Origin of the sequence: Halorubrum sp. Ea1, from assembly GCF_002252965.1 — an archaeon.
In the GTDB taxonomy this organism is placed as follows: Archaea; Halobacteriota; Halobacteria; order Halobacteriales; family Haloferacaceae; genus Halorubrum.
The window spans coordinates 1-24,986 of sequence record NZ_NHPG01000088.1; the positions used below are offsets into that span (position 1 = coordinate 1).

Annotated in this window: 25 protein-coding genes; 11 read left to right on the top strand and 14 right to left on the bottom strand. The window is 71.1% G+C overall.

Translation table 11 applies throughout. From position 1 onward, the window contains the following. Both psmB and DJ73_RS20345 read right to left on the bottom strand, forming a co-directional pair. A partial coding sequence (gene psmB, locus DJ73_RS10765; protein ID WP_094557938.1) for an archaeal proteasome endopeptidase complex subunit beta occupies positions 1-694 on the bottom strand: 694 nt, incomplete at its 3' end. Between the two features lie 248 nt (positions 695-942). Continuing rightward, positions 943-1,116 carry a hypothetical protein gene (locus DJ73_RS20345; RefSeq protein WP_170938344.1) on the bottom strand — a complete coding sequence of 58 codons (174 nt, stop codon included), beginning with the start codon at positions 1,114-1,116 and terminating at the stop codon, positions 943-945. Between the two features lie 317 nt (positions 1,117-1,433). On the opposite strand from DJ73_RS20345, the gene DJ73_RS10770 reads away from it, so the two are divergent. Continuing rightward, a complete protein-coding gene (locus DJ73_RS10770; protein WP_094557939.1) occupies positions 1,434-2,192 on the top strand; it encodes a uracil-DNA glycosylase family protein in 759 nt (252 codons plus the stop codon). 423 nt (positions 2,193-2,615) lie between these two features. Here DJ73_RS10770 and DJ73_RS10775 read toward each other — a convergent pair whose 3' ends face one another. From DJ73_RS10775 to DJ73_RS10790, 4 genes are read right to left on the bottom strand one after another with little or no spacing between them, the layout of a single operon-like run. Continuing rightward, the gene (locus DJ73_RS10775; protein ID WP_094557940.1) at positions 2,616-3,794 is read right to left on the bottom strand and encodes an asparagine synthase C-terminal domain-containing protein; all 1,179 of its coding nucleotides are present in this window, start codon (positions 3,792-3,794) and stop codon (positions 2,616-2,618) included. Between the two features lie 6 nt (positions 3,795-3,800). Next, positions 3,801-4,484 (bottom strand): PHP domain-containing protein, encoded by a 684-nt coding sequence (locus DJ73_RS10780; protein ID WP_094526687.1) that lies wholly within the window; start codon positions 4,482-4,484, stop codon positions 3,801-3,803. Positions 4,485-4,532: 48 nt separating this feature from the next. After that, positions 4,533-4,799 carry a hypothetical protein gene (locus tag DJ73_RS10785; protein ID WP_094524797.1) on the bottom strand — a complete coding sequence of 89 codons (267 nt, stop codon included), beginning with the start codon at positions 4,797-4,799 and terminating at the stop codon, positions 4,533-4,535. After that, positions 4,796-6,445, bottom strand: coding sequence for a Na+/H+ antiporter NhaC family protein (locus DJ73_RS10790; protein ID WP_094524798.1), 1,650 nt, complete (start codon positions 6,443-6,445; stop codon positions 4,796-4,798). Before DJ73_RS10790 ends, DJ73_RS10785 begins: the two co-directional genes overlap by 4 nt. A 356-nt stretch (positions 6,446-6,801) precedes the next feature. On the opposite strand from DJ73_RS10790, the gene DJ73_RS10795 reads away from it, so the two are divergent. The 4 genes from DJ73_RS10795 (at position 6,802) to DJ73_RS10810 (ending at position 9,592) form a co-directional block, all read left to right on the top strand. Further along, positions 6,802-7,272 (top strand): 30S ribosomal protein S15, encoded by a 471-nt coding sequence (locus DJ73_RS10795; RefSeq protein ID WP_094524799.1) that lies wholly within the window; start codon positions 6,802-6,804, stop codon positions 7,270-7,272. A gap of 144 nt (positions 7,273-7,416) precedes the next feature. Then, positions 7,417-8,640 carry an exonuclease RecJ gene (locus DJ73_RS10800; protein WP_094557941.1) on the top strand — a complete coding sequence of 408 codons (1,224 nt, stop codon included), beginning with the start codon at positions 7,417-7,419 and terminating at the stop codon, positions 8,638-8,640. Further along, a complete protein-coding gene (locus DJ73_RS10805) occupies positions 8,637-8,948 on the top strand; it encodes a KEOPS complex subunit Pcc1 (RefSeq protein WP_094526691.1) in 312 nt (103 codons plus the stop codon). The genes DJ73_RS10800 and DJ73_RS10805 overlap by 4 nt, the downstream gene beginning before the upstream one ends. After that, positions 8,945-9,592, top strand: coding sequence for a 30S ribosomal protein S3ae (locus tag DJ73_RS10810; protein WP_094524802.1), 648 nt, complete (start codon positions 8,945-8,947; stop codon positions 9,590-9,592). The genes DJ73_RS10805 and DJ73_RS10810 overlap by 4 nt, the downstream gene beginning before the upstream one ends. Positions 9,593-9,909: 317 nt before the next feature. Here the strand turns inward: DJ73_RS10810 and DJ73_RS10815 are convergent, their stop codons facing one another. Continuing rightward, positions 9,910-10,506, bottom strand: a complete 597-nt coding sequence (locus DJ73_RS10815; protein ID WP_094524803.1) for an N-acetyltransferase — start codon at positions 10,504-10,506, stop codon at positions 9,910-9,912. 190 nt (positions 10,507-10,696) lie between these two features. On the opposite strand from DJ73_RS10815, the gene DJ73_RS10820 reads away from it, so the two are divergent. Further along, positions 10,697-10,975 carry a DNA-directed RNA polymerase subunit L gene (locus DJ73_RS10820; protein ID WP_094524817.1) on the top strand — a complete coding sequence of 93 codons (279 nt, stop codon included), beginning with the start codon at positions 10,697-10,699 and terminating at the stop codon, positions 10,973-10,975. 132 nt (positions 10,976-11,107) lie between these two features. After that, positions 11,108-12,136 carry a glycosyltransferase family 4 protein gene (locus DJ73_RS10825; protein ID WP_094524804.1) on the top strand — a complete coding sequence of 343 codons (1,029 nt, stop codon included), beginning with the start codon at positions 11,108-11,110 and terminating at the stop codon, positions 12,134-12,136. A 27-nt stretch (positions 12,137-12,163) separates the two neighbouring features. On the opposite strand, the gene DJ73_RS10830 is transcribed toward DJ73_RS10825, so the two are convergent. Next, complete coding sequence (locus DJ73_RS10830) at positions 12,164-12,484, bottom strand: hypothetical protein (protein ID WP_094524805.1); 321 nt, start codon at positions 12,482-12,484, stop codon at positions 12,164-12,166. 155 nt (positions 12,485-12,639) lie between these two features. Here DJ73_RS10830 and DJ73_RS10835 point away from each other — a divergent pair, with 155 nt between their 5' ends. The 4 genes from DJ73_RS10835 to DJ73_RS10850 all read left to right on the top strand — a co-directional run bounded on the left by DJ73_RS10835 (position 12,640) and on the right by DJ73_RS10850 (position 17,074). Beyond that, a complete protein-coding gene (locus DJ73_RS10835) occupies positions 12,640-13,914 on the top strand; it encodes a Single-stranded DNA binding protein (protein ID WP_094524806.1) in 1,275 nt (424 codons plus the stop codon). Continuing rightward, entirely contained in the window at positions 13,911-15,605 is a 1,695-nt protein-coding gene (locus DJ73_RS10840) for a hypothetical protein (protein WP_094557942.1), read from the top strand. The genes DJ73_RS10835 and DJ73_RS10840 overlap by 4 nt, the downstream gene beginning before the upstream one ends. Next, a complete protein-coding gene (locus DJ73_RS10845) occupies positions 15,605-16,423 on the top strand; it encodes a metallophosphoesterase (RefSeq protein ID WP_094557943.1) in 819 nt (272 codons plus the stop codon). The genes DJ73_RS10840 and DJ73_RS10845 overlap by 1 nt, the downstream gene beginning before the upstream one ends. A 72-nt stretch (positions 16,424-16,495) precedes the next feature. Then, on the top strand, positions 16,496-17,074 hold the full coding sequence (locus DJ73_RS10850) for a putative phosphothreonine lyase domain-containg protein (RefSeq protein ID WP_094557944.1): 579 nt from the start codon (positions 16,496-16,498) through the stop codon (positions 17,072-17,074). Between the two features lie 27 nt (positions 17,075-17,101). Here DJ73_RS10850 and DJ73_RS10855 read toward each other — a convergent pair whose 3' ends face one another. The 6 genes from DJ73_RS10855 to DJ73_RS10880 all read right to left on the bottom strand — a co-directional run bounded on the left by DJ73_RS10855 (position 17,102) and on the right by DJ73_RS10880 (position 24,797). Further along, positions 17,102-17,578 carry a hypothetical protein gene (locus DJ73_RS10855; protein ID WP_094524810.1) on the bottom strand — a complete coding sequence of 159 codons (477 nt, stop codon included), beginning with the start codon at positions 17,576-17,578 and terminating at the stop codon, positions 17,102-17,104. Next, the gene (locus DJ73_RS10860; protein WP_094557945.1) at positions 17,575-18,735 is read right to left on the bottom strand and encodes a 3-ketoacyl-CoA thiolase; all 1,161 of its coding nucleotides are present in this window, start codon (positions 18,733-18,735) and stop codon (positions 17,575-17,577) included. The genes DJ73_RS10855 and DJ73_RS10860 overlap by 4 nt, the downstream gene beginning before the upstream one ends. A gap of 76 nt (positions 18,736-18,811) precedes the next feature. After that, on the bottom strand, positions 18,812-21,118 hold the full coding sequence (gene mutL / locus DJ73_RS10865) for a DNA mismatch repair endonuclease MutL (protein WP_094557946.1): 2,307 nt from the start codon (positions 21,116-21,118) through the stop codon (positions 18,812-18,814). A 287-nt stretch (positions 21,119-21,405) separates the two neighbouring features. Further along, positions 21,406-22,473: a sugar ABC transporter permease gene (locus DJ73_RS10870; RefSeq protein ID WP_094557947.1), complete on the bottom strand. Its 1,068-nt coding sequence runs from the start codon at positions 22,471-22,473 to the stop codon at positions 21,406-21,408. Continuing rightward, positions 22,470-23,465, bottom strand: a complete 996-nt coding sequence (locus DJ73_RS10875) for a carbohydrate ABC transporter permease (protein ID WP_094524814.1) — start codon at positions 23,463-23,465, stop codon at positions 22,470-22,472. Before DJ73_RS10875 ends, DJ73_RS10870 begins: the two co-directional genes overlap by 4 nt. Positions 23,466-23,486: 21 nt before the next feature. Next, complete coding sequence (locus DJ73_RS10880; RefSeq protein WP_170938275.1) at positions 23,487-24,797, bottom strand: extracellular solute-binding protein; 1,311 nt, start codon at positions 24,795-24,797, stop codon at positions 23,487-23,489. Positions 24,798-24,986: the final 189 nt, after the last annotated feature.

A 24,986-nucleotide genomic window follows, 5' to 3' on the forward strand; every position in this document is an offset into this window, starting at 1 on the left:
CGACGCCGTCCTCGGTAACGACGGCGACGTTGATGCCGTTGCCGGACGCGAGGTCGCGCTCGACGGCGGACTGGATCGCCTTCGCGGCGATGGTCTTCGCCTCGTCGACGGTGACGTCGTCGTGGTACTCCTGTTCGAGGACACCGAGGGCGTACTGGGAGCCGGAGCCGGTGACGGTGTACTCCTCCTCGGTGGTGCCGCCGAGGGCGTCGATGGAGTAGATGTGGGCGCCCTCGTCGTCGACGCCGCCGAGGATCGGCTGGACGATGAAGAACGCGCCCGTCCGGAGGAGGTTCCCGGTGAGCGTCGACAGCGCCTCCATCGACATGTCCTGGCCGCGACGGGTCTCGTAGAGGCTCGTCTCGGCCTTGAGCGTGGAGATGAGGTTCTGTGCGGCGGAGACGGAGCCGGCGATCGTGAGGGCGCCGCGGGGGTGGATCTCCTCGACCTTCTGGACGTCCTTCGAGGAGACCATGCCGCCGAGGGAGGCGCGCATGTCGGTCGCCATCACGACGCCGTCCGCGGTCCTGATGCCGACGGTCGTCGTCCCGGTTTTCATCTCGCCCTCGCCGTCGGCCTGCGCCGCGCGGCGCTCGCTGTGTTCGAACTCGCCGAGCTCGGGTCCGAAGACGGGCTGGTCGCGGCCCAGCTCGTCGGCCGTCCCCTCGGAGAGGTCGCCAGTCGGTGTTCGCATTACGCCTTCGTTGGCCCGGCGCGCAGATAAAGGCAACCCTTCGGGGACCGCCCGCCGGTTCCGACGGGCATATTCGTCGCGGGCCGTCGCGGCCCGCGCGTCGCGGTCGAGTCGGTCGATCGTCGCGACGAGGCCACGGCTCCGCGGAACGTGAGACGGAGAGCGAGCGGGGACGAACGGGCGGCCGAACCGACGCGAACGCCGTCGCTCGGCGATGGGAACGGACGGTCCGGGTCGAAAACGGTCGCCTACTCCTCGACGCGCTCGTACACCTCGCCGGTGGTCTCGACGAGTCGGCCGACGGGGACGTTGATACCGAGGCGCGTGCGGGCGAAGACGGCCACCGGGAACAGCGAGATACCAATCGCGACGGTCGCCTGGTGGATCCCGAAGATGGCCGCCGAGCGGATGCGGTCGAACATGGGTCTTCGAACGACCGGAACGGAGTTGTATATAAATACTTTCCGGCGCGTGCTGACCGGCTACCCCGACGCAGTCATGCGTTTTTGTATCATAGATTAACGATTATGAAATATAATCGGCGGACTGTCACGATCGGCATATCCACGGCGGTGTGAACCCCGCTCGTTTCCATAAGTTACGAGTAACCATCGCACCTCGTGCGCCTCGCATCCGGGGGGCGAAGGGGTCCCCGCGACCGTCGTCGAGACGCGGCGGCGGACCCCGTTCCGGCCGCGGACCGAACGGGATTTATCCGGGGCGTCGCGTACGGAGAGACGTGCAGAACGTTACGGACCGGACGCGCAACCCCTTCGGGATGCGCCCGGACTGCCGGTCGTTCGTCCCCGGTTACGGCGACGCCAACGCCGACTTCCACGTCGTCGGCGACCGCCCTGACATCCACGGCGGCGTCGAGACGAGAATCCCGTTCACCGGCGAGCCGTGGTCGCCGGCGTTCCTCTCGGCGCTGACCGAGGGGGGACTGCTCGCGGGGATCGCCGAGGGCGCGGCGCCGGACGGTACGAGCGGGACCGATGGGACCGCGCCGGCGACGACCGACGAAGCCGCGCCGGCGACGAGTAACGAGATCGCGGCGAACGGGGGGCGATCGGACGGAGACGCGGAGTTCGAACCGCTCCGCACCGAGCGCACGTACTTCTCGTACCTCCACATGTGCGTGCCCGACGGCGAGCCGACCGAAGCGTCGTACGACGACATGGAGCGCTTCTTCGACGCCGAACTCCGCGCGATAGCCGCGCACGTCCTCCTCCCGGTCGGCGCCCGGGCGACCGCACACGTCCTCGAGCAGTACACGGCGCGGGCGTGGAAGACCGAGATCGACATGGACGCGCTCCACGGCGAGGAGCTCCTCGGCTCCGGGTGGCTCGTCCTCCCGGTCAAGGACCCGGCCGAGTGGGCGGCGGGCGACGCCGAACGGCTCGTCGACGCCCTCCGGGAGCTGCGGTCGACGGACTTCCGTCGCGAGAGCGACCTCGGACGCTTCATCGCGGGGAGCGACCCGTACCTCGTTCGGTGAGCGAGTCGCGCCGACCCAGGCGGAGTCGATCGGATCGCGCGTCGGCCGTCGGACCGCGCGTCAACCGTCGGATCGCGCGTCAACCGTCGGATCGCGCGTCGACCGTCGGCCGGATACGCGTGCGGTTTCGGCCCTCCTCCGACGTGTGGATCGGCACATCCGAATAGAGGGCGGCGATTCGGTGCCCGATCGTCAGCTATACCTCTACCGCGCCAGCCATATTTGTCACTACTCCCCGAATTTTATACCGGTCCCCGTTATTCGTCACCAGACGCCCGAACGATCGGGCGTCGGCCGTAGGACTGGTACTCCATACGGCGGCTTGGTCAGCAGCGGCCCTCACGGGCCGTTTTCCGACGGAATAACTCAGTCGCGGAGCGGCCGCGCCGTCGAGTCGCCCCGTCGGCGACGGCGCGAGCGGCGTCAGTCGCCCGCCAGCAGGTCGTCGAGGTACTGCCCGACGTGGTCGTCCATGCGCCGCTTGAACCCGGCCCGTCGCGCGAGGCGGTCGAGCTCCCGAGAGACGTAGGTCCCGTACTGGACCGCCTTCTTGTCGGCCGTCCGGACCGACTCCGGCACGCGACCGGTCGCCGCCCGTCGGAGCGCGACCTTCCGTTCCCCGTCGCTCGCGAGCAGTTGGCCGGGGAGCGCGAGGGCGGCCGCGACCACGCGGTCGTCGAGCAGCGGCGCGACCGGTTCGACCCCGGCCGCGCGGAGCGCGAGCACGTCGCGTTCCAGCTGGCCGGGGAGTGTCCGGACGGTCTCGGTCCGCGCGCCCCGCACGGTGTCGGCCTCGACGCGGTCGTCGGTCGCCGGGTCGACGACCTTGCTGTACCCGCCGAACAGCTCGTCCGCGCCCTGCCCGACCGCGAGCCGATCGACCCCGTCGGCCGCGGCCGCCTCGGCCGCGAGGTACAGCGGCACCGCGATCGCGAGGTCCATCGGGTTGCGACGCCCCGTCGCGTCGGCGACCGCCCGGACGGCGCGCAGGAGCTCCTCGTGGGTGATTTCGACGACGCGGAGCTCGCGGTCCATCGCCGCGGCCGCCTCGCGTGCGGCCGCGACGTCGTGACACCCCTCGAAGCCGGCGACGTAGCAGGGGGCGTCGGGGACGCCGGCGGCGACGAGCCCGGAGTCGACGCCGCCGGAGAAGGCGACCGCGAGTCGGCCGGGTTCGGCTTCGAGCCCACCGAGCGCGGCGTCGACCGCGTCGTCGACCGCCGCCTGCGCGGGACCCGGGGCCGCCGGCGCCTCGTCGGGGAGGGACCAGACGCGTTCGACCCCGATCGCGGACGCGACGCTCCCCGGCGGAACCGGCGTCGGGTCGTCGAGGGCGGTCCGCGAGAAGCTCCACGCGTCCGGGTCGGTCGGTCCGTGGCCGGCCGGGGCGCCGGCGGTCACGGGATCGATCGCCTCGCGCTCGACGAACAGCGGCTGGCGCCCGAGGACGTCCCGGACGAGGACCGGCCCGTCGCGGCCGGGCGCGTCGAGGAGACGGCCCGCGAAGCCGCGCCCGCCGGGGAGGGGATCGCCGTCGCGGAGGGCGTCGCGAACGCGGTCGGGCGACGTCCCGCGCAGGTCGGCGGAGGGGAGTTCTGCCATCGCGGTCTACCGCAGCGCGTCGAGCGCGCGGAGCGCGCGGCGCTTCGCGCCGCCGCCGAACTGGCGGAGCGAGATGCGCCACGGGGTCCGTTTCCCGACGACGCTGGTCCGACCGTCGCGGATCGCGGAGAGGATCGCGTCGGCCGAGTGTTCGTCGGCGCCGACCTCGGTCACCGCCTGGCCGACCATCTCCGAGATGTGAGCGTCGCTGCCGGCCGTCATCGGGAGCCGGTTCCGGATCGCGAACTTCTCCGCCTGCCGGTTCGAGCGCCCCGTGAACAGCCGGGAGTTGTACACCTCGATGGCGTCGGCGCCGGCGAGCTGGTCGTCGGTGATGTGGGCGGCGACGCCGTGGCGGGACTTCTGGAAGGGGTGGGGGACGACCGCGATCCCGCCCTGATCGCGGATGCGGTCGAGCGTCTCGTCGAAGGGGAGCCCGCTCTCGACGCGCTCGTCGATGCCGAACGCGAGCACGTGACCGACCGCGCAGGTCACTTCCATGCCGACGATGCCGACGAGCCCGTATTCGGGGGCCTTCTCGGCCGCCTCGATGCTGGCGTCGATCTCGTCGTGGTCCGTGACGGCGAGCGCGTCCAGCCCGACCGCGGCCGCCTGCTCCAACAGGAGGTCGACCGGGTCGCGGCCGTCGTAGGACAGCGCGGAGTGCGCGTGGAGCTCGACCGATAGCACGCTCGTTTCTTCGGCGGTCGTCTTAAAAAGCGCCCCGGTCCGGGGCGGTCAGAACGCGCTCCCGCCGACCGTCTCGCGGTAGGTTCCGGTGCCGCGGTGGGCCGTCTCGTCCCACGTCTCGACCGCGACCCGAATGCGAGTGTTTACCGCGTCGTCGGGCGCGTCCTCGATCCGGAGCGTCGAGTCGCCGATGCGGGCGACCGTCTCGCCGCCCGCGTCGCCGGTGACCATCACCTCGAGCACGTCGCCGGGCTCGTAGTCGGGTGTCGACCCCCGGAACGACCACCCGGCGAGGAACTTCTCGAAGCGGCTCATGCGCGCGACACCTCCTCGGAGATCCGGTCGGGGATGTACTCCCGCCCGAAGCCGGTGATCGCGGCCAGCAGGAAGACGATGACGAGGAACCAGCCGTGGAACACGTACGGCACCACCTCGATCGGGTTGACGACCATCTCCGCCCCGTACTGCTCGCCGAGCCCGCCGGGTCCGACCATCACCTGGTAGCCGACGAGGACGCCGCCGGCCCACGGGAAGATGTACCCGAGCGCCGAGGTGTTGGCGTCCAAGATGTTCGCGCGCCGGTAGCCGTTGATGTTGAACTTCTCGCCGATCCGCGCGATGTACGGCGCGATCGCGATCTCCGCGGCCGTGTTGATCGTGATCATTCCGTTGATCGTCGCCGTGCCGAGGACCATCGTCAGTTCAGCGCGGCGGACGTTGGTCGCGACGGAGTTGAGCAGGAACTCCTGAATCGCCGCGAACCCGCCGCCGCGGATCATGATCTGCGCCATCGCCACGATCAGGAGGGTCAGCACGATGAGCGGGAAGAACCCGGTCGCGCCCGTGTACAGACTCCCGCCCACGCCCGCGGTTTCGCCGACCGCGACGAACGGGAGCGAACTGAACGTTCCGGCCTCGGGCACCGTGAACACGAGGACGTCGCTCACCGACGAGAGGCCGAACGCGAGGTTGAACGCGACGGCGACGACGAGTCCCCACGAGATCGCCTCGACGATGTGACGCCCGGCGACCGCCGTGAGGATGACGGTTCCCATCGAGACCAGGTGGACCAGCCCGAGTGCGTTCGCGGATTCGCGGAGCGCGACGGCACCCTCCAGACTCACGCCGGACATGATCGACCCCGCGATCAGGTACGCGGCGAAGGCGGGGATCGCCGCCGCGATCGCGTACTTGAACCGCGAGGCGACGACGCCGCCGATGTCGGCGTCCTGCGTCACCGCGCTCACGATCGTCGTGTCGCTGACGGGCGCGAGGTTGTCTCCGAACACCGCGCCAGACAGGATCGCGGCGAACAGCAGCACCGGGTTCGCGCCGATCAGCACGCCGGCCGGGAAGAACAGGGTGACGAACGCGATAGTGGCCCCGTACCCCGTCCCGATCCCGGTCGCGAGCAGGCCGCAGAGGACGAACGCGGCCGCCGGGAAGGTCGCCGCGCCGACGTTCAGCGCGTTCGCGGCGAAGATGAGCCCCTCTACGAATCCGCCGACCTGCAGGGTGTCGGCGAACATGCCGGCCCACAGCCACGCCACGATCGCGGTCGCGGCGACGCGCTGGGTCATCCCCTCGAAGATGGTGTCGGCGTACGTCTTCCAGTCGCCTCGCGCGAAGAACATCCCGAGGATAGTCCCGACGAGCGCGCCGATGACGAGGCCGTTCGTGTCGCCGATCCCGAGGACGCCGCTCTGGAAGATGGCCCAGACGATGAAGAAGGCGAGCGGGATCGTGCTCGCCCACTTCCCGCCGTAGAAGCTGATCCGGGGCTCGTTCGTCGCTCCGGACTCGTCGCCGAACCCGCCGTCGGCGACGAGGACCGGGTCGCCGGCCGACTCGCGACCGCCGCTCGGCGGTGCACCGTCCGGCGGTACGCGGTCCGGCTGGACGTCGTCGGGCGGTTCGTCGTCGACGCGATCCGCCGAATCGTCGTCTTGTGGATCGATCATGTGACGTTCCTACGCGGCCGGTGACCGACGACCCACCTAAATCCTCCTTTCTCACGCCGCGTGCCAGACGGTCGGTCGATTCCGTCCCGGACGCGTCGCGGTCCACAAGAACACGCTTAAGAACCCCGACGGCGAGGTTATGGATGGGAACAGCACAGCTGCAGATCCGACGCGCCGGGGCCTCTTCGCCCGCGGCTTGGGAATGTAGCAGTGCACCGACGCCTCCGGCGTCGCGGCTCGGGCCGGTCCGCTCGCGCGGATCGGGCCGCGGGACCGCTCGCTCGATGCGAGCCCTCGACAGCCGCGCCGCGCGGAGCCGCGGTCACGTTGTGGTTGTGCCGTTCCAATTTCAGACAATGGCACGAATGCACACGCGCCGTCGCGGTTCGTCCGGTTCGGACAAGCCGGCGACGGACGAGAATCCGGAGTGGAGCGACGTCGACGCCGAGGACATCGAGTCCCGCGTCGTCGAACTGGCGGAGCAGGGCCACGACCCCAGCGTCATCGGCCTCAAGCTGCGTGACGAGGGCGTCAAGGGCGTTCCGGTCCCCGACGTGAAGCTGGCGACCGGCAAGAAGCTCACCGAGATCCTCGAGGAGCACGACGCCGCCGCGGAGTACCCCGAGGACCTCCGCAAGCTGATGGAACGCGCCGTCCGCCTCCGCGAGCACATGGCGGAGAACGGCCAGGACTACCAGAACAAGCGCGCGCTCCAGAACACCGAGTCGAAGATCCGCCGCCTCGCGAACTACTACCGCGGCGACGAGATCGACGAGGAGTTCACGTACACCTACGAGCGCGCCGCCGAACTGGTCGGCGACGAGTAACGACGCCGCGCGACGCTCCGAGGAACCGACGCGGAACCGAAGACGACGCGACGCGCTGAACGGGCGACGAACCGCCCGCGACCGACGAACCGCCCGCGACCGACGAACCGCCCACGACCGATCCACGACAGCACCACCCGACCCATGACCGAAGCGACGACCGCCACGCCCGCCCCCGACGCCCTCGCCGACGTCCTCGCCGACGCGCCGTTCGCCCGGCTCGTCGCGACCGACGACGGCGACGCGCTGGCAGCCGCGGGGCTGCTCGCCCGGGCGCTGCGAGCCGTCGGCACGCCGTTCCAAGTCCGAGTCTCGACCGACCCGGTTCCCGGCGACGCCGACGACGGCGTCTCGGTGACCGTCGGGGCCGCCCGCGGTCCGCACGCGATCCCGGGCGCCGGACGCCCGGCGAGCACGGACGCGTTCGCGGTCTCGCGCGCGCTCGGCGTCGAGCCGGACCCCGTCGTCGCCCTCGCGGGCGTCGTCGCGGCCGGCTCCGTCCCCGGAACGGACGGCTCCGGCGACGCGCTCGACGCCGCCGAGGCGTCGGAGCGCGTCCGCCGGCGACCCGGCGTCGCGATTCCGACCGCGGACCTCGCGGACGGAGTCGCGGCCTCGACGCTCGTCCGGACGCCGTACTCCGGCGACCCCGAGAGCGCGCGAGCCGCACTCGCTGAGCTCGGGCTCCCGGCCGCCCTCGACGACGACGCCCACCGACGCCTCGCGTCGCTGGTCGCCGTCGACGTCGCGGACGCGGACGGGGGCAGCGCGCGGGCCGCCTCGGCGGTCGAGCGCGCCCTGCGCCCGTACGCGGCGGACGGCCCGTTCGAGACGGTCGGCGGCTACGCCGACGTCCTCGAGGCGCTCGCCCGCGAGGCCCCCGGAACGGGGGTCGCGCTGGCGCTCGACCCCGAGCCGAGCGACGACCTGCGGACCGCCGCGCTCGACGCGTGGCGGTCCCACGGGCTGGCGGCGCACCGCGCGCTCGACGCCGCGACGACCGGCCGGTACGACGGCTGCGTCGTCGTCCGCGTCGACCTCGCGGGGAGCGACCCGGACGAGGACGGCGCCGCCGCGCGCGACGCGGCCGCCGTCCTCCCGACCGTCGCCCGGCTCGCCCGCGACTTCCGGTCGCCCGAGCCGGTCGCCGTCGCGGTCGACGAGACGGCCGGTCGGCTGGCCGCGGCGGCGGTCGAGCCCCTCGGGCTCGGCGACGCCTGTCGGTCGGTCGCGACCGAGTTCGACGGCGACGGCTGGGGGACCGCCGAGCGCGGCGGGCTCGCGGTCGGCGCTGGCGGTGAGGGCGGCGGAACCGAAACCGACGGCGACATCACGGGCGCGCTCGCCGCGCTCAGGGAGGCGCTATGAGCGGGGACGACCCCCGTGGCGACGGGGCGACCCGGACGGCGACCGTCCGGACGACCCACGCCGACGCCGCCCTCGTCGCCGCCGCGCTCGCCCCAGACGAGACCGACTCGATGGCCACCCGCGTCGACGGCGACGCGATCGAGTGCGCGATCGAGCGGCCGACGACCGGCGGACTGCGGTCGACCGTGGACGACCACGTCGTGAACGCACGCGTCGCAGATCGAATCGTCGAGCGCGCGAGGACGCACCTCGCGGCCGACGACGGAGGGCGCCGCTCCGACACCAACGGCGACACCACCAACACATGAGCGAACGATCCGTATCCAAGAGCAGAGAACAGAAGCGCTGGTACACCGTGCTGGCGCCCGAACAGTTCGACCGGCAGGAGCTCGGCGAGACCCTCGCCGAGGAGCCCGACCAGGTCGTCGGCCGCACGATCACGACGACGCTCGGCGAGCTCACCGGCGACTCCGGCGCGAACAACACCAAGCTGACGTTCAAGATCACCGACGTCGGCAGCGACACGGCGTACACCGAGTTCATCACCTACGAGCTCACCCGGGACTACCTGCGCTCGCTCGTCCGCCGCGGCGCCTCCAAGGTCGAGGCGTCGATCACGGTGCTGACGACGGACGACTACCGCATCCGCGTCCAGCCCGTGGCGCTGACGACCAAGAAGGCCGACCGCTCCCAGGAGAAGGCGATCCGCCGCGTCATGATCGACAAGGTCCACGCGGCCGCCGAGGAGCGCACCTTCGTGGAGTTCGTCGACGCCATCGTCGAGGGGAACCTCTCCTCGGCCATCTACGGCGAGGCGAAGCTGATCTACCCGCTGCGCCGCGTCGAGGTCCAGAAGCTGACGCTGGAGGCGCGGCCGCGCGAGGTCGCCGCCGAGGAGGAGGCCGCCGTCGACGTCGACGCCGACGAAGTGGCGGTCGACGCCGACGAGTAACGCCCCGTCAGACGACCCCGTGCGACTTTTCCGTTTATAAATCGCCTAGCCGCGGCGCCGGCGCGAGACGGACGGCGCGTTGTGCCACGGCCCTACGTATAGAAGAGCCGCGGTGGCGCGTGCCTCCGAGTGGCCGACAGGCCACGAGGAGCACGCGCGAGGGACGCCGTGAGCGACGTGGGCGACCGGCGGGAGCCCGGAGCGAGCGGCGAGGCTGGGGAGGCGTGAGGTCGCGGTGCGGTCGCAACGAGAGCTTCGGAGGAGGTCATCGTAGAGTCAGCACCGAACCCACCGAGCGAAGCTTCACGAGCAACCGCTCACTCCACGGGACGCGTCAGCCGCTCGCGGTACGCCTCGAACCCCTGTTTCTCGTAGAACGCCAGCGCCCGCTCGTTGTCGGCGTCGACGTCGAGCCGGAGCTCCTCGCAGTCCCGCTCTCGGGCGTCGATCGCCGCGCGCTCCATCAGTCGGTCGGCGAGCCCGGTGCCGCGGAACGCCGCCGAGACGTAGAGGTCCCCGACGACGAGCCGGTCGGGGCGGTCGAACACGACGGGACAGGCGTCGACGCCGGTCGAGACGAACGCGACGAGGTCGCGGTCCGGGCCGGGGACGCCCGGAGCCGCGGGGGCCGCGGGATCGAGCGCCCCTGGCCCCTCGGAATCGAGCGCCGCGGCGTCGACCGGCTCGTCCGATCCGCCGGCGGCGGCGACCGAGACCACCCAGAGCCGGTAGTCGTCCTCGCGGAGTCGATCGAGCCGGAAGTCGGTCTCCTCGGCGATCAGCTCCCCCTCGGGCCGGTCGGCGAGGGCGTGCCCGTCGACGCGCTCGGCGAGGTCGCGGTGATACGGGAGCCACAGCTCGGCGACGTACCGCGCCGCGGCGGCCCGGGTGGCCGACAGTCGTCGGAGTCGCATATGCCGTCGATCGACGCCGGCGACATACGCGTTCGGGTTCTTCGCGGGTCGCGTTCGGGGCGCGTTCGGGTCGCGTTCGGGGCGTGTTCGGGTCTCGGCCGGGGCGCGTTCGAGTCGCGTGCGGGTCGTCCGCATCCTCCGATATCCGGGAGACGAAAGCTTGAAACGCCGCTCGCCCGACCCCACGAGTATGGAACTGCGGGTCATCGAGAAGACCGACACGGAACTCCGCATCGAGATCGCCGGCGAGGATCACACGTTCATGAACGTGCTGAAGGGCGTCCTCCTGGAGACGGACGGCGTCGCGGCCGCGACCTACGACATGAATCCCGAACAGTCCGGCGGCCAGACGGAGCCGGTGCTGACGGTGAAGTCCGAGTCCGACGACCCGCTCGACCTGCTCGCCGACGCCGCGGCGGCGATCACCGACCGGACGGGCGCGCTGCGCGACGCCGTGCGAGCCGCCTGAACCGGTTTTTTCCGCGACCCCCGAGCGTCTTTTCGTCTCGTTCCGTCGCCTCGAAGCCGCTCGCCCCGCCGGACGAGGGGCATACCTAAGTGCCGAGTCCAGAAACGGGCAGGTATGCCACCGAGCGTACTCATGCTGGGATGGGGGTACCCGCCGAACATCACCGGCGGGCTCGACGTCCACGTCGGCGAACTGTTCTCCGGGCTCCGCGACGACCTCGGGGTGGAGGCCACTCTCGTGTTGCCCGCCGAGTTCGCGCCGGACGACGAGCCGGGCCTCGAACCCGTGGAGACGGGCGACGGAGACATCGCCGCCCGCATCGAGCGCCTCAGCGACCGGTTCGCCGAGCTGGCGCCCGACCACGACGTGATCCACACGCACGACTGGTTCGGCTACGCGCCGGGGCGGCAGGCCGCCCGCGCGTCGGACGCGACGTGGGTCTCGTCGTTCCACTCGCTGGCGAGCGACCGCAACATCGACCCCCCCACGCGCGAGGTCGAGACCGAGCGCCGGCTCGCGAACGCCGCCGACACGAACATCGCCGTCAGCGAGATCGTCCGCGGGGACATCAAAGAGCTGTACGACGCCGACTCCCGCGTCGTGTACAACGGCTTCTCGACGCCGAAGTTCTCGGGCAAGGACGTCCGTGAGGACCTCGATATCGACGGCGAGATGCTGTTCTTCGTCGGCAGACACACCGACCAGAAGGGGATCTCCCACCTGCTGTACGCGATGAAGAAGCTCCGCGGGCGCGACGTCACCCTCGTCGTCGGCGGGTCGGGCCACCAGACGGAGCAGCTGAAGCGCTTCGCTGAGCTCCTCGGTATCGAGGACCGCGTCGAGTTCGTCGGCTACGTCCCCGAGGCGGAACTGGGCGACTACTACGCCGCCTCGGACGCGTTCGTCTCCCCCTCGTACGCGGAGCCGTTCGGGATCACGATCACGGAGGCGCTGGAGGCGGGGACGCAGGTCGTCGCGACGCCCTCGGGCGTCGCCGAGGTGCTCCCCGACGGCTGTCTCGTGGAGGTCGAGACGGACTCGGAGTCGATCGTCGACGGCCTCATCGAGGCGCTCGACCGCGAGGAGCCGCCGCAGTACGAGCGTCGGGAGTGGCTGGACGTGGCGGAGGACACGCTGGCGGTGTACGAGGACGTGGCGTAGAGCGCGGTCCGACCCTCTCGATCCGGCCTACTCCTCGTCGCGGCGGTACACGTCGAACTCGGTCGCCGGCTCGGGGTGGCTGATACGGAACCCCTCGGCCGTCTCGACCACGCCGCGGGTGCTGCCGGAAGTGCCGCCGTATGGGCTCTCCTCGCCGTCGACTCCGCTCGCACCCTGATACGGCGAGGTGTACGGCGACCCCGACACGGGCTCGTCGAAGCTCTCGGGTGGGAGGTAGATCCGCTCGCCGCCGTCGGAGCGGACGACGACCGCGACGTCGCGGGTCCCGGTCACGTCGATGACGGTTCGTTCCCCCGTGACGCGCGCGTCGACGTCTATCTCGTCCATGTCTCACGTTGCGAACGGGGACGGTTTAGCAGTACCGGCGCGAGCGCCCGCCCGTCGCCGGGGACACTTCGAGCGGACCGACCGTGTCGCCCCGCGCCCCCCGACCGTTCCCGGGTGGTGAATCCTTTTGTGCGGTCGCGTCGAAGTCGACTTCGATGGACGTCAACAGCCATGCCGAGGAGCTCGCCTCCGACCTCGGCGTCGACAAAGAGGAGGTCAAAGCCGACCTGGAGAACCTGCTGGAGTACAGCGTCCCGATCGACGAGGCGAAACAGAGCGTCCGGCGAAAACACGGCGGCGGCGGCGGGGGTTCGACGCCGACGCCGGACGCGGTCGACGTGGGCGAGATCACCACCGACAACGACGGCGTGACGGTCACCGTCAAGGTGCTCACGCAGGGGACCCGAACGATCCGGTACCAGGGCGACGACCTCACGATCCGCGAGGGCGAGGTCGCCGACGAGACGGGCGTCATCTCCTACACCGCCTGGCAGGACTTCGGGTTCGAGCCCGGCGACTCGCTGACGATCGGCAACGCCGGCGTCCGGGAGTGGGAGGGCGAGCCGGAGCTCAACCTCAACGACTCCACCACCGTCGCCATCGCGGACGAGCCGGTCGATGTCGACCGCGAGGTCGGCGGCGACCGGAACCTCGTCGACATCAGCGCGGGCGACCGCGGGCGCAACGTCGAGGTCCGCGTGCTGGAGGTCGACGAGAAGACGATCTCCGGGCGCGACGGCGAGACCGATATCCTCGAGGGCGTCGTCGGCGACGCGACCGCGAGGCTCCCCTTCACCGACTGGCAGCCGCGGCCCGAGATGGAGCCGGGCGCCGACCTCCGGATCGAGGACGTGTACGTCCGCGAGTTCCGCGGCGTCCCCTCGCTCAACCTCACGGAGTTCTCGACGGTGACGCCGCTTCCCGACCCGGTCGAGGTCGCCGAGGACGCCCCCCGCCTCTCGGTCGGCGAGGCGGTCGACTCGGGCGGGATGTTCGACGTCGAAGTCGTCGGGAACGTCTTGGAGATCCGCGACGGTTCCGGGCTCATCGAGCGCTGCCCGGAGTGCGGCCGCGTGGTCCAGAACGGTCAGTGCCGGAGCCACGGCGACGTGGACGGCGAGGACGACCTGCGCGTGAAGGCAATCCTCGACGACGGCACCGACACCGTCACCGTCGTGCTCGACGACGAGCTCACCGCGGAAGTGTACGGCGGCGGCCTCGACGACGCCCTCGACGCCGCGAAAGAGGCGATGGACAAGGAGGTCGTCGCCGAGGAGATCGCCGACTCGCTCGTCGGGCGCGCCTACCGCGTCCGCGGCAACCTCTCGGTCGACGACTACGGCGCCAACCTCGACGCGGTCGAGTTCGAACTCGCGGACGACGACCCGGCCGAGCACGCCCGAGCCGCGCTCGCGGAGGTGGCCGAATGAGCGACGACGGGCCGGGCGCCCGCGAGGTCGCCCGCCGGGCGTTCGCCGCCGAGTTCGACGACGCCTCCCTCTCCTACTCCGAGAGCGACGAGGAGCGCGCCCCGAACTACGTGGTCACGCCGACGGGAGAGCGCGTGAACCGCCTGTTCGTCGCCGGCGTGCTCACCGAAGTCGAGCGCGTGAACGACGAGACGCGCCGCGGGCGCGTCGTCGACCCCTCCGGCGCCTTCGTCACCTACGCCGGCCAGTACCAGCCAGAGGCGCAGGCGTTCTTAGAGCGCGCCGACCCGCCGTCGTTCGTCGCGCTCACGGGGAAGGCGCGCACCTTCGAACCGGAGGACTCCGACCGCGTGTTCACCTCCGTCCGGCCCGAGAGCCTGAACGAGGTCGACGGGGACACCCGCGACCGCTGGGTCGTCTCCGCCGCGGAGGCGACGCTGGACCGCCTCGCCGTCTTCGCCGAGGCCCTCGACGCCGACCTCCGCGGTGACGAGCTCCGCGCGGCCCTCGAATCGGGCGGCGCGCCCGCGTCGCTCGCGGCGGGGATCCCGAAGGCGATCGACCACTACGACACCTCGACGGCGTACGTCGAGGCGGTCCGGCGCCTCGCCGTCGACGCGCTGGAGCTGATCGCCGGCGACCGCGACGAGGTCCGGACGCTCGACCTCGCCCCGGACGCCGGCGGCGAGAGCGACATCGGCGCGCTCCCGGAGACCGACGTGACGATCGAGGCCCCGACCGGGGCCGCGGCGCCGTCGGAAGCCGACGAGGCGGGCGTCGAGGCCGAAGCGACCGCTGAGGCCGGGGCGGCGCCGGTCGACGCGACCGGGACCGCGGCCGACGCCGGCGACGAGGCCGACTCGGTCGAGGAGGTCGGCGCGACCGATGTCTCGGAGAGCGAGACGGTTGCGACCACCCCCGCCGAGAGCGACGCGACCACCTCCACGGAAAGCGACGCGACCACATCGGCCGAGAGCGGCACGGCGGATGTCGACGAGACCGACGCGAGCGACGACACCGCGGCGTCCGCCGCCTCCGACGTCGGAGAGGGCGGACTCGGCGACTTCGAGACCGGCGACGGGGAGTCCGACATCGACGCCGGCGAGGCCGACATCGACGCCGAGGAGCCCATCGACGTCGACGAGGGGGCCGACGACGCGGAGGCCCCGGCGGGCTCGGACGACGTCGGCGCCGCGGGCGACGAGATGTACGAGCTCGACGAGACGGAGCGCGAGGAGATCGAGTCCGAGTTCGGCACCGACTTCGCGACCGGCTCCGAGGTCGACGAGCCCGGGGAGGCCGACATCGACGTGCCGGACCCAGAGGAGCTACAGGAGACGCCGGAAGGCGCCGCGGCGGCCGACCTCGACGCCGACCCCGTCGAAGCGGAGGCGGATGACGACGCGACCGGTGGGGCGGCCGGAGGCGACGAGACGGACGCGGCCGACGGATCGGACGATGGATCGGACGATGGATCGGACGACGGCGGCGAGGACGTCGACCTCGAGGACGCCGTCATCGACGCCATGGGCGCGCTCGACGACGGCGACGGCGCCGACCGCGAGGCGGTCGTCGACCGCGTGGTCGACGAACACGGCGTCGCCGCCGACGCGGTCGAGGACGCGATCCAGGACGCGCTGATGAGCGGGAAGTGCTACGAACCCGGCGACGGCGTGCTCAAGCCGATCTGATGGCGCGGGGCGCGTCGCCTGGCGTCGAGCCGGTCGTCGGCGAGCCCGCCGCGGTGGCCGACCTCGGCGGCGAGCGCGCGCTGCTCGTCGCCGACGTCCACGCCGGCATCGAGGTCGGCCTCCGCTACGAGCGCGGCGTCGAGCTCGACGACCGAGCGGACGAGCGCCGGGAGCGGCTCTGCGGCCTCCTCGCGGAGACCGACGCCGACCGGCTCGTCGTCCTCGGCGACCTCGCGCACCGCATCGCGGCGCCGGAGGGCGAGGAGCACGAGGAGCTGGAGGCCCTGGTCCGCGCGGTGACCGACAGGGTCCCGATGACGCTCGTCGAGGGGAACCACGACGCGGGGGTCGCGGAGGCGTTCGCCGACGACCTCGACGTGATCGGGGCCGGCGGCGGGCTGCTCGGCGGGGTCGCCGGCGGCGACGAAGCGAGCCGACGCCGGAGCGGCGGCGTCGCCGTCCTCCACGGCCACACGTGGCCCGACCCGGCGCTGCTCGACGCGGACGTGGTGTGCATGGGCCACGAACACCCGCAGGTGCGCCTAGAGGACTCAGTCGGCGGCTCTCGCGTCGAACGGGCGTGGCTCCGCGGCCGGCTCGATCCGGCGGCGTTCGTCGGAGACGGCGGGTCGGCGGCGGTCGCCGACGGGGACCCGCCCGAGCTCGTCGTCTTCCCGGCGTTCAACGAGCGCTCCGGCGGGACGTGGGTCAACGTCGACGGGCAGTCGTTCCTCGCGCCGTTCCTCCCGGACGCGCTGCCGGCCGGCGACGCGTACCTCCTGAACGGGACGCGGCTCGGCGACTTCCGGCGTCTCTGAGGACGGCGGCCGCTCGGGCGGCCCGGTCTCTCTCGGCGGGAGCGTTTTCTCTCGGGGCACGCAAGCAGAGACATGGTCACCGATCGCGCGCCGACCGAGATCGACGAGGCGGGGTGGCACTGGCTCCGGGTCAAGCACGTGACGGGGTTCCCGCGGAACGCCCGCGACAGCTACTTCCCGAGACACGGCGTGACGCGGCCCGCGGCGACGACGGAGGCGGACCTGCCGTCGGTCGACGATGGAGGGCGGACGACGCTCCCGGCAGACGGTGAGACCGTCGCCGACGCCGACCGACTCGCGCTCGAAACGACCTATCTGAGCGGGAAGTGGCTCGTCGAGCGACCGGCGGAGACGGTCGACGACCTCTGGGAGGCGGTGGTCGACGACGTCGCGGCCGAGCGGTTCTGGGACGCGAAGGTCACGACGCGGGCGGGCCGCGAGGCCTTCGGCGAGACGGACCACGCCGTGCTCGTGTTCACTCCGAACTACTTCGACCGGGAGGACGTCGACCGCGTCCGCCGACGGCTCGGGGAGGCCCACGGGGTGACCGAGGAGATCCGGTACCGCCCCGACGTGTACACGCTCGACGGGGCCCACGAGGCGCGCCTCGGCGGACTCACCGACTCGGAGGCGTCGCGGTTCCGGGCCTGAAACGCCGTTACGAGACGGGGCGACGGATCACTCGACCGGTCGGAACCGGAAGCCGTCCCAGTCCTGGCTCGCCGGCTCGCGGATCCCCGCGCCCGGCTCCCTGAGGTCGTCGGCGTAGACGGGTTCGACGCGGTCGCCGATGTCGACCTCGACGTCGCCCGGCTCACCGGCGTCGTCCGCGCCCCCGCGCTCGGCCACCTGCCCGAGCGCGCGCACCACCGGGCCGTCGTACTCGTCGCCCATGTCGAACTCGACGATTGCGAGGGTGTTCGGCTCGCGGACGCCCGGCGGAGTCGCCGTCGACATCGTCCACGTGACGATCCGGGCCTCGTACTCGCGGAGGTCGACCGTCCCGACGCGCTCGGCGCCGTTCGGGCTCACGGTGTGGGGCGGATACGTGACCGTTCCGTCCGCGTACTCCGCCGCCTCGAAGGTCGGTTCGGCGCCCCGTTTCCCGTCGCTACCGGTCGCGTCGTCGGTGTCGCTTGTCTCGTGGTCGCTCATCGGCCTCCCTCCAGGATCGCGGTGGTCACGCAGTTCCCGAACCCGCCGACGTTGCAGGCGAGCCCCGTGTCGGCCTCGACCTGCCGCGGACCGGCGTTCCCGGTGACCTGCTGATATATCTCGTACACCTGTGCGACGCCGCTGGCCCCGAGCGGGTGGCCCTTCGATTTGAGCCCGCCGGAGGTGTTGATCGGGAGGTCACCGTCGCGGTCGGTGACGCCCTCCTCGACCGCCTTCCACCCCTCGCCCTTCTCGAAGAAGCCGAGGTCCTCGCTCTGGAGGAACTCGAGGATGGTGAACATGTCGTGGAGCTCAGCGACGTCGACGTCGTCGGGTCCGACGCCGGCCATCTCGTACGCGATCTCCGAGGAGTCGACGACGCCGCCCATCGTCGTCGGGTCCGCGCGCTCGTGGACGACGTGGGTGTCGGTCGCGCCGCCGATTCCGGAGATCACCGCGTACTCGTCTTCGGGGACGTACTCCTGGGCGACGGACTCGGGACAGAACACGAGCGCCGCGGAGCCGTCCGTGATCGGACAGAAGTCGTACAGTCGGAGGGGGTCGGCGACGACCGGCGAACCGAGCACCGTGTCGAGGTCGACCTCCTTCTGAAACTGCGCGTGGGGGTTGTCCACGCCGTTCCGGTGATTCTTCACCGCGACCTTCCCGAGGCTCTCGCGGGGCGCGTCGTACTCGTCGAGGTACAGGCGGGCGGTGAGCCCCGCGAACGAGGGGAGCGTGACGCCGTGTTTGTACTCGACCGGGTGCGTGAGCGACGCGATCACGTCGGTCGCCTCCGAGGTCGTCCGGTGGGTCATCTTTTCGCCGCCGACGAGCATCGTGACATCGCTCGCGCCGGAGGCGACCGACTGCCACGCGGCGTACACGCCCGCGCCCCCCGAGGAGGAGGTCTGGTCGATCCGAGCGGTGTACGCTCCCGTGGCCGCCAAGTCGTGAGCGAGCGCGTTCGGGACGCCGGTCTGCCCCTCGAACTCGCCGCTGGCCATGTTCGAGACGTACAGGTGATCGAGGTCGCCGCCGTCGATGCCGGCGTCGTCGAGCGCGGCCGCGCCCGCCTCGGCCAACAGCTCCTGCACCCAAGCGTCGCGCTGCCCGAACTGGGTCATCGACGCGCCGATTACCGCTACGCGTTCCATACCGATGCGTCCACGGCGCTCGCCTAAAGCGTACCTCTCTGCGGTCGCCGGGGCGGTGAGGGGTCCCGCGGGCGGGTCACTCCGCGCGCCGGCCGGCGTGACCGGGGTAGTCGCGCTCGAACCGCGATCCGATCTCCTCGCGGTCGAGTCGGATCACGACCGGACGCCCGTGGGGGCAGGCGTACGGGTTCTCGCAGGCGTCGAGCCGGTCGAGCAGGTCGACGACCCGCCCCTCCGTCAGCGAGGTGTTCCCGGTCACGGAGGGGTAACACGCCAGGTCCGCGAGCAGCTCGTCGACGACGTCGGTCACCGGCTCGTCGCCCGTGGCCGCGTCGTCGACGAACGCGGAGAGGACGTCCCGGAGGAGGTCAGGGTCCAGCGCGGCGTCGAAGACGGCCGGGACCGACTCGACGACCACCTCGCGGTCGCCCGCGCGCTCGGCGCGGAACCCGATCCCCGCGAGGTCGTCGGCGAAGTCGTCGAACAGCGCCGCCTCCCGCGCGGTGAGCTCGACGCGGACCGGCTCCGCGAGCGCCTGCGCGTCGGCGCCGTCGGCGAACGCCTCCCGCAGGCGCTCGTAGTTCACCCGCTCGTCCGCCGCGTGCTGGTCGATCAGCACGAGCCCGTCCGGCGCCTCCGCGACGACGTAGGTGTCGTGGAGCTGCCCGAGCACCCGAAGCGACGGGAGCGAGTCGAAGGTCCGCTCCGCGGCCTCGGTGGTGTCGCCGGCGAGGGTCCGCTGGGCGGTCGGAGTCGGACGCGGCTCGGTCGCCGCCTCCGTCGCCGGTTCTCGTCGCTCGTTCGGCGCAGCGGCGGGGCCGTCCGTGACGGAGTCGGTGCCGGGGTCGGCCGTGGGGTCGACATCGGAGTCCGACGCGGAACCGGTGGCGGCGTCGTCGGTGACAGCGGCTCCCGAGTCGTCGAATCGACCGAGCCCGTCCGCCTCTTTCGCGTCGGTCTCGGTCGCGGCCGCGCTTCCGCCCTCGTCTCCCGAGTCGCCCTCGGCGTCGTCCGGCGTCGACTGCCAGCTCCGCGGCGACGGCCGGTCGGCCGGGGACGGGTCCGGGTCGGTGGCGGCGTCAGAGCTCACGTCGCCGACCGCCCACGCGTCCTCGTCGGTCGGGTCCAGCTCGGATGCGCCGGCCGCGGCGTCGGCGCTCTCGACGCCGTCAGCGCTTCGGCCGTCGTCGCTTCGGTCATCGCCGCTTCGGCCGTCGCGGTCGCCGAGCGCCGCGCGCTCGTGGTCGGTCCCGGCGCCGCCGACGGCCTCGGCCTCCGGGCCCTCGGGGCTGATCTCGGTCTGGTCCGGCGCCGACTGCCCCCGCGGCGCGGTCGAGCGGACCAGTCCGTGGTCGAGCAGCGCCCCCTCGACCGCCGCCTCCACGGCGGCGCGCACGGCCGGTTCCTCGTCGAACCGGACCTCCAGCTTGCGCGGGTGGACGTTCACGTCGACGTCGCCGGGCGGCACCTCGACGAACAGCACCGCGAAGGGGTAGCGGTCGGGCGCGAGCTGCCCGCCGTACGCCTCCAACACCGCCTCGCGGAGCGCGCTCGCGGTGACGTACCGGTCGTTGACGTAGGTGGCGAGGTACTCGCGGGTCGAGCGCGTCGTCTCCGGGTGGGAGACGAGGCCGGTGACGCGGCGGACCGGGGGATCGTCGGGTCCGGCGGAGTCCGCCGCGTCGCCCTCCGGCTCCCACTCCACGTCGACCATCGCCTCCGCGACCTCGCGGCCGTACACGGACAGCACGGCCGACCGGAGGTCGCCGTTCCCCTCGGTGGCGAACGTCTCGCGGCCGTCGTGCTCCAGCGAGACGGCGACGCCGGGGTTCGCGAGCGCGTAGCCGGTGACGACCGTGTTGACCCGGTCGAACTCGGTGGCCGTCCGCTTGAGGAACTTCTTGCGGGCGGGGGTGTTATAAAAGAGGTCCGTCACCTCGACGGTCGTCCCCTCGGGACAGCCCGCCGGGCGCACCTCGCCGACATCGCCGCCTTCGACCGTGACCTCGGCGCCCGCGTCGGCGCCCGGAGGACGCGACCGGACGGTGAGCCGCGAGACCGCGCCGACGGTGTACAGCGCCTCGCCGCGGAAGCCGAGGGTACCGACCCCGCGGTCGAGGTCCTCGATGTCGCCGATCTTCGAGGTGGCGTGCTCCGCGATCGCGGCCTCCAACTGGTCCGCCGGGATGCCCACGCCGTCGTCGCGGACGCGGACCCCCTCGGTGCCGCCGGCCTCGACCGAGACGGCGACCCGGCTCGCGCCGGCGTCGAGGCTGTTCTCGATCAGCTCCTTGACGACGCTCGCCGGGCGCTCGACGACCTCGCCGGCCGCGATGCGCTGGACGGTGCGCTCGTCCAACCGCTCGATGTTCGGCGGCTCCATTGCGTACCCTCCGGTCGGACGAGCGCGCACTTGAAGGCGTTGTCGGCGACGGCGGCCTCTGAGAGGGACGGTACGTCGATCGGCGGAACCGCTTATAAGCGGGCTGCGGTGGCGTCGCCGGCGCGTAGCGCCGGCCATCGCACGCGCGAGGGAGTCGCGAACGGAGTGAGCAACGAGATCGGGGAGGCGTGACAGAGATCAGTCCGATCGCCGAATCGAGACCGTTCAACGCGAGAAACCGCGAAACGAGAAAGTCGCAGGACGGAATGGAACGGACCGAGGTCCGCTTACCCCTCCATGCCGCCGAACGAGAGGCCGTCCTCGACGGAGCGCTGCGCCGCGAAGTAGACGATCGCGACGGGGAGCGCGAACAGGTTCGCGAACGCCGCGAAGCGCGTCCACGGCGTGGAGAACCGCCCCTCCGTCGCGAGGTTGTACAGCTCCACCGAGAGCGGGTAGTTCTCCGGCGAGAGCAGCGTCTGCGCGATGATGAACTCGTTCCACCCGGCGAGCCAGACGAAGATGAGCACGACCGCGAGCCCCGGCTTCGTCAGCGGGATGATCACCTCCCGGATCGTCTGGAGGAAGCTCGCGCCGTCGACCATCGCCGCCTCCTCGTAGGAGACCGGGATGTTGTCCATGTACGTCTTCAGCAGCCAGGTGTTGAACGGGATCGCGCCGGCGGCGTAGAACAGCCCGAGGACGAACAGGTTGTTCGTCAGCCCGTACGAACTGAACAGCGAGTACAGCGCCACGAGCGTCGCGATCGAGAGGCCCGCGCCGATCTGCGTGAACAGGACGTAGCCGTAGAGGATCCGCTTCCGGCCGACGAACCGTCGCCGCGAGAACGCGTACGCCGCCGGCACGATCATCCCGAAGCCGGCGGCGATCGTCACGCTGACCAGATAGAGGCTGTTGAACACCGCGCCGGGACCGGTGTCGGTCCCGACCCACCGGAAGCCGAGCGGAACGAGCCCGCTCCCGCCGCCGATGACGAGCTGCGGGTACCCCCAGTCGCCGTCGACGAAGAAGAAGTTGGACTCGAACAGCACCCACCGGTAGGCGTCGAGGTTGTACGTCGTCGGGTCGGGGAAGATCCCGCTGGTGTTGAACAGCCGGGTCCCTTCCGCGAGCGACGCGGTGAAGATCCAGAACAGCGGGAAGAGGAGGATTAACACCATCGCCAGCCCGAACAGGGTCATCAGGACGCTCTTCCCGACGTCCCACGGCGTCCGCTTCCCGGTCCGGAGGTCGTAGACGGCCCGCTGGACCGTCACGGCGAACCGCTTCGGAGCGGTCGCGAGCCCGAGGAGCTTCGCGCGGAGCAGCGCCAGGACGGAGGCGAGGGCGCTCATCGCTCACCCACCCCCTCGGCGAGGCCGCCGTAGCGCACGGCGGCGTACATGAAGACGCCGATGAATCCGATCGCGACGATGAGGATCGCGGCCGAGAGCCCGAACTCGTTGAAGCTGATCGCCTCGCGGTAGCCGTAGACGATGATCAGCTCGTTCTGTCGCGCCGGTCCCCCGCGGTTGAACACCCACGGGATCAGGAACTGCTGGAACGCGGTCGCGCCGGTGAGGATCGACGCGAACAGCACCGGCCGCCTGATGGCGGGCAGCGTCACGGTGCGGAACCGCTGGAGGAAGCCGGCCCCGTCGACCATCGCCGCCTCGTGGAGCTCGCGCGGCACGTCCTGGAGCGCGCTCACGATGATGATCACCATGAACGGGTACGCCAGCCACACCTCGGTGGTGACGTACGCGAAGAACGCCTCCCAGCGGCCGCTGAGGAAGCCGATCGGGACGTCGAACAGGAGGAATTCGGGCGCCGACAGCGACGACATGACGCCGTTGTACCGCCCGAGTATCGTGTTGAACACGCCGAACCGGGCGTCGCTGAACATCCCGCGCCAGACGGTGATCGTGAAGATCCCGGGGAACCCGAGGGGCACGATCACCGCCGCGCGCATGTAGCGCTTGCCGACGACGCGCGCGTGGTTCAACAGGAGGGCGATGCCGACCGCGACGAACACCTTGACCACGAGCGAGACGGCGACGAAGAGCCACGTGGTCGACATCGACGTCCAGAACTGCGAGTCGCCGAGCAGCCGCACGTAGTTGTCGAAGCCGATCAGCTCCGCGCCGCCGCCGATCACCGATCCGGCGAACGTCGCGTCGGTCAGCGAGATGTAAAAGAGGTAGAATATCGGATACAGCATGAAGCTCGAAAAGAGGATAACGCCGGGTATCACGAGGAGCAGCCCCCAGTCGCGGTTGGAGAACGGCACCGCCGCTCGGAGTCGTGCGAGCCCGCTCGCGCCGGTGCCGGTCTGTGAGGAAGCCATGATGACTAGCTGGGAGAGTGCCTACAGGTTCTCCCGGATCTCGGACGCGGCCTGGTCGAGCGCGGGGCCGCTCTCCTGGTCGCCGTTGAAAACGCGCGTCAAGGCCTCGGTCAGCGGCGTCCAGACGCTGTTCATGTCGGGGTGGGTCGGGGTCGGCACGCCGCGGTCGACCTGCTGGGCGAACGCCTCGACTTCGGCCGGGAAGTCCCCGCCCTCGATCACGGAACTCAGCACGGGGATGTACCCCTGCTCTTTGGCGTTGGTCTCGACGACCTCCTCGTTCGTGGTGTACCACTCGGCGAACCGAGTGATCGCGTCGACCGTCGACTGGTCGGCGTCGTCCAACATGGCGCTGAAGTAGATGGTCTGGATCCCGGAGTACGACCGCGGGTTGTTGCCGTCGACCGCCGGGAGCGGCGCGACGCCGAGGTTATCGATCTCGCTCTGGAGGTTCGCGAGCTCCCACGGGCCGTTGACGGCGAACGGTGCGGCGCCGTCAGCGAACGCGACGATCTGCGACTCGTAACCCGGGTCCGCCGGGACGTAGTCGGACAGCGTCTCGAGGGCGTCCATCCCCTCCTTACAGGCGTCGCTGTCGAGGGTGACCTCCCGGTTCTCCTCGTCGTAGATGTTGCCGCCGTACGCCTGGACGTAGCCGCTCACGAAGTACGGGTTCGCGACGGGGTACGAGAGCCCGTACTGGCCGTTGCCGGGGTCGTGGAACTCGTCCATGATCGAGACCATCTCCTCGACGGTCGCCGGCGCCTCGTCGACCATGTCCTTGTTGTAGTACAGCGCGACCGTCTCGGAGGCGAAGGGTAGCCCGTGGAGGGCGCCGTCGTACTGCACGGCCTGCTGTGCGGCCCCGGAGTAGGAGTCGAGCGACACGTCGACGTCGTCGCTCGCGTCGTAGAGGAACGGCGGCTCCTCGCGCACCGCGAACCGGCCGATCCAGTCGTGCGCCCAGATCCACGAGTCGGGTCCGTTTCCGGACGGGATCGCGGTCTCGAGCTGCTGGTCGAGCTCGCCGCCGGGCGCCTCCCTGTTGATCGTGTGGCCCGTCTCCGACTCGAAGTCATCGACGTACCCGGACATCGCCTCGTCCTCGCCGTCGGAGAGGTCGGTCCACAGCGCCGCGGTGCCGGTGTTCTGGTCGTCCGACCCGTCGGAGCCGTCGTCGCTTCCGCCGTCGCTCCCGTCGGATCCGTCCGACCCGTCGGACCCGTCGCCGCTTCCGCCGTCGCCGCTGTCCGTGCTGATACAGCCCGCGAGCGCCGCGAGCGCGGTACTTCCCCCCATCGTCTTGAGTAGCGTCCTGCGTTTCTCGTTCATGTGACTACAACAAACGATGAATTACATATTCATACATTTAGTTTTTGGGATCGGGGGGTCGATGCCGTGGCCTCCTCGCACCGTTCTCTCCGGCGATCCGCGGCTCGGCCGTCAGGCGCGCCTCGGTCACACATTTGAGATGAGATTGTTCCTCACATATCAAGAAAACAGCGAAGAACTAATATGCGG

Coding starts and splice junctions, on each gene's coding strand:
- DJ73_RS10850 (WP_094557944.1), top strand. CDS start 16,496: ATGGTCACCGATCGCGCGCCGACCGAGATCGACGAGGCGGGGTGGCAC.
- DJ73_RS10835 (WP_094524806.1), top strand. CDS start 12,640: ATGGACGTCAACAGCCATGCCGAGGAGCTCGCCTCCGACCTCGGCGTC.
- DJ73_RS10875 (WP_094524814.1), bottom strand. CDS start 23,465: ATGGCTTCCTCACAGACCGGCACCGGCGCGAGCGGGCTCGCACGACTC.
- DJ73_RS10830 (WP_094524805.1), bottom strand. CDS start 12,484: ATGGACGAGATAGACGTCGACGCGCGCGTCACGGGGGAACGAACCGTC.
- DJ73_RS10795 (WP_094524799.1), top strand. CDS start 6,802: ATGGCACGAATGCACACGCGCCGTCGCGGTTCGTCCGGTTCGGACAAG.
- DJ73_RS10870 (WP_094557947.1), bottom strand. CDS start 22,473: ATGAGCGCCCTCGCCTCCGTCCTGGCGCTGCTCCGCGCGAAGCTCCTC.
- DJ73_RS10800 (WP_094557941.1), top strand. CDS start 7,417: ATGACCGAAGCGACGACCGCCACGCCCGCCCCCGACGCCCTCGCCGAC.
- DJ73_RS10815 (WP_094524803.1), bottom strand. CDS start 10,506: ATGCGACTCCGACGACTGTCGGCCACCCGGGCCGCCGCGGCGCGGTAC.
- DJ73_RS10790 (WP_094524798.1), bottom strand. CDS start 6,445: ATGATCGATCCACAAGACGACGATTCGGCGGATCGCGTCGACGACGAA.
- DJ73_RS10880 (WP_170938275.1), bottom strand. CDS start 24,797: ATGAACGAGAAACGCAGGACGCTACTCAAGACGATGGGGGGAAGTACC.
- DJ73_RS20345 (WP_170938344.1), bottom strand. CDS start 1,116: ATGTTCGACCGCATCCGCTCGGCGGCCATCTTCGGGATCCACCAGGCG.
- DJ73_RS10820 (WP_094524817.1), top strand. CDS start 10,697: ATGGAACTGCGGGTCATCGAGAAGACCGACACGGAACTCCGCATCGAG.
- DJ73_RS10775 (WP_094557940.1), bottom strand. CDS start 3,794: ATGGCAGAACTCCCCTCCGCCGACCTGCGCGGGACGTCGCCCGACCGC.
- mutL (WP_094557946.1), bottom strand. CDS start 21,118: ATGGAGCCGCCGAACATCGAGCGGTTGGACGAGCGCACCGTCCAGCGC.
- DJ73_RS10825 (WP_094524804.1), top strand. CDS start 11,108: ATGCTGGGATGGGGGTACCCGCCGAACATCACCGGCGGGCTCGACGTC.
- DJ73_RS10845 (WP_094557943.1), top strand. CDS start 15,605: ATGGCGCGGGGCGCGTCGCCTGGCGTCGAGCCGGTCGTCGGCGAGCCC.
- DJ73_RS10860 (WP_094557945.1), bottom strand. CDS start 18,735: ATGGAACGCGTAGCGGTAATCGGCGCGTCGATGACCCAGTTCGGGCAG.
- DJ73_RS10840 (WP_094557942.1), top strand. CDS start 13,911: ATGAGCGACGACGGGCCGGGCGCCCGCGAGGTCGCCCGCCGGGCGTTC.
- DJ73_RS10805 (WP_094526691.1), top strand. CDS start 8,637: ATGAGCGGGGACGACCCCCGTGGCGACGGGGCGACCCGGACGGCGACC.
- DJ73_RS10785 (WP_094524797.1), bottom strand. CDS start 4,799: ATGAGCCGCTTCGAGAAGTTCCTCGCCGGGTGGTCGTTCCGGGGGTCG.
- DJ73_RS10810 (WP_094524802.1), top strand. CDS start 8,945: ATGAGCGAACGATCCGTATCCAAGAGCAGAGAACAGAAGCGCTGGTAC.
- DJ73_RS10855 (WP_094524810.1), bottom strand. CDS start 17,578: ATGAGCGACCACGAGACAAGCGACACCGACGACGCGACCGGTAGCGAC.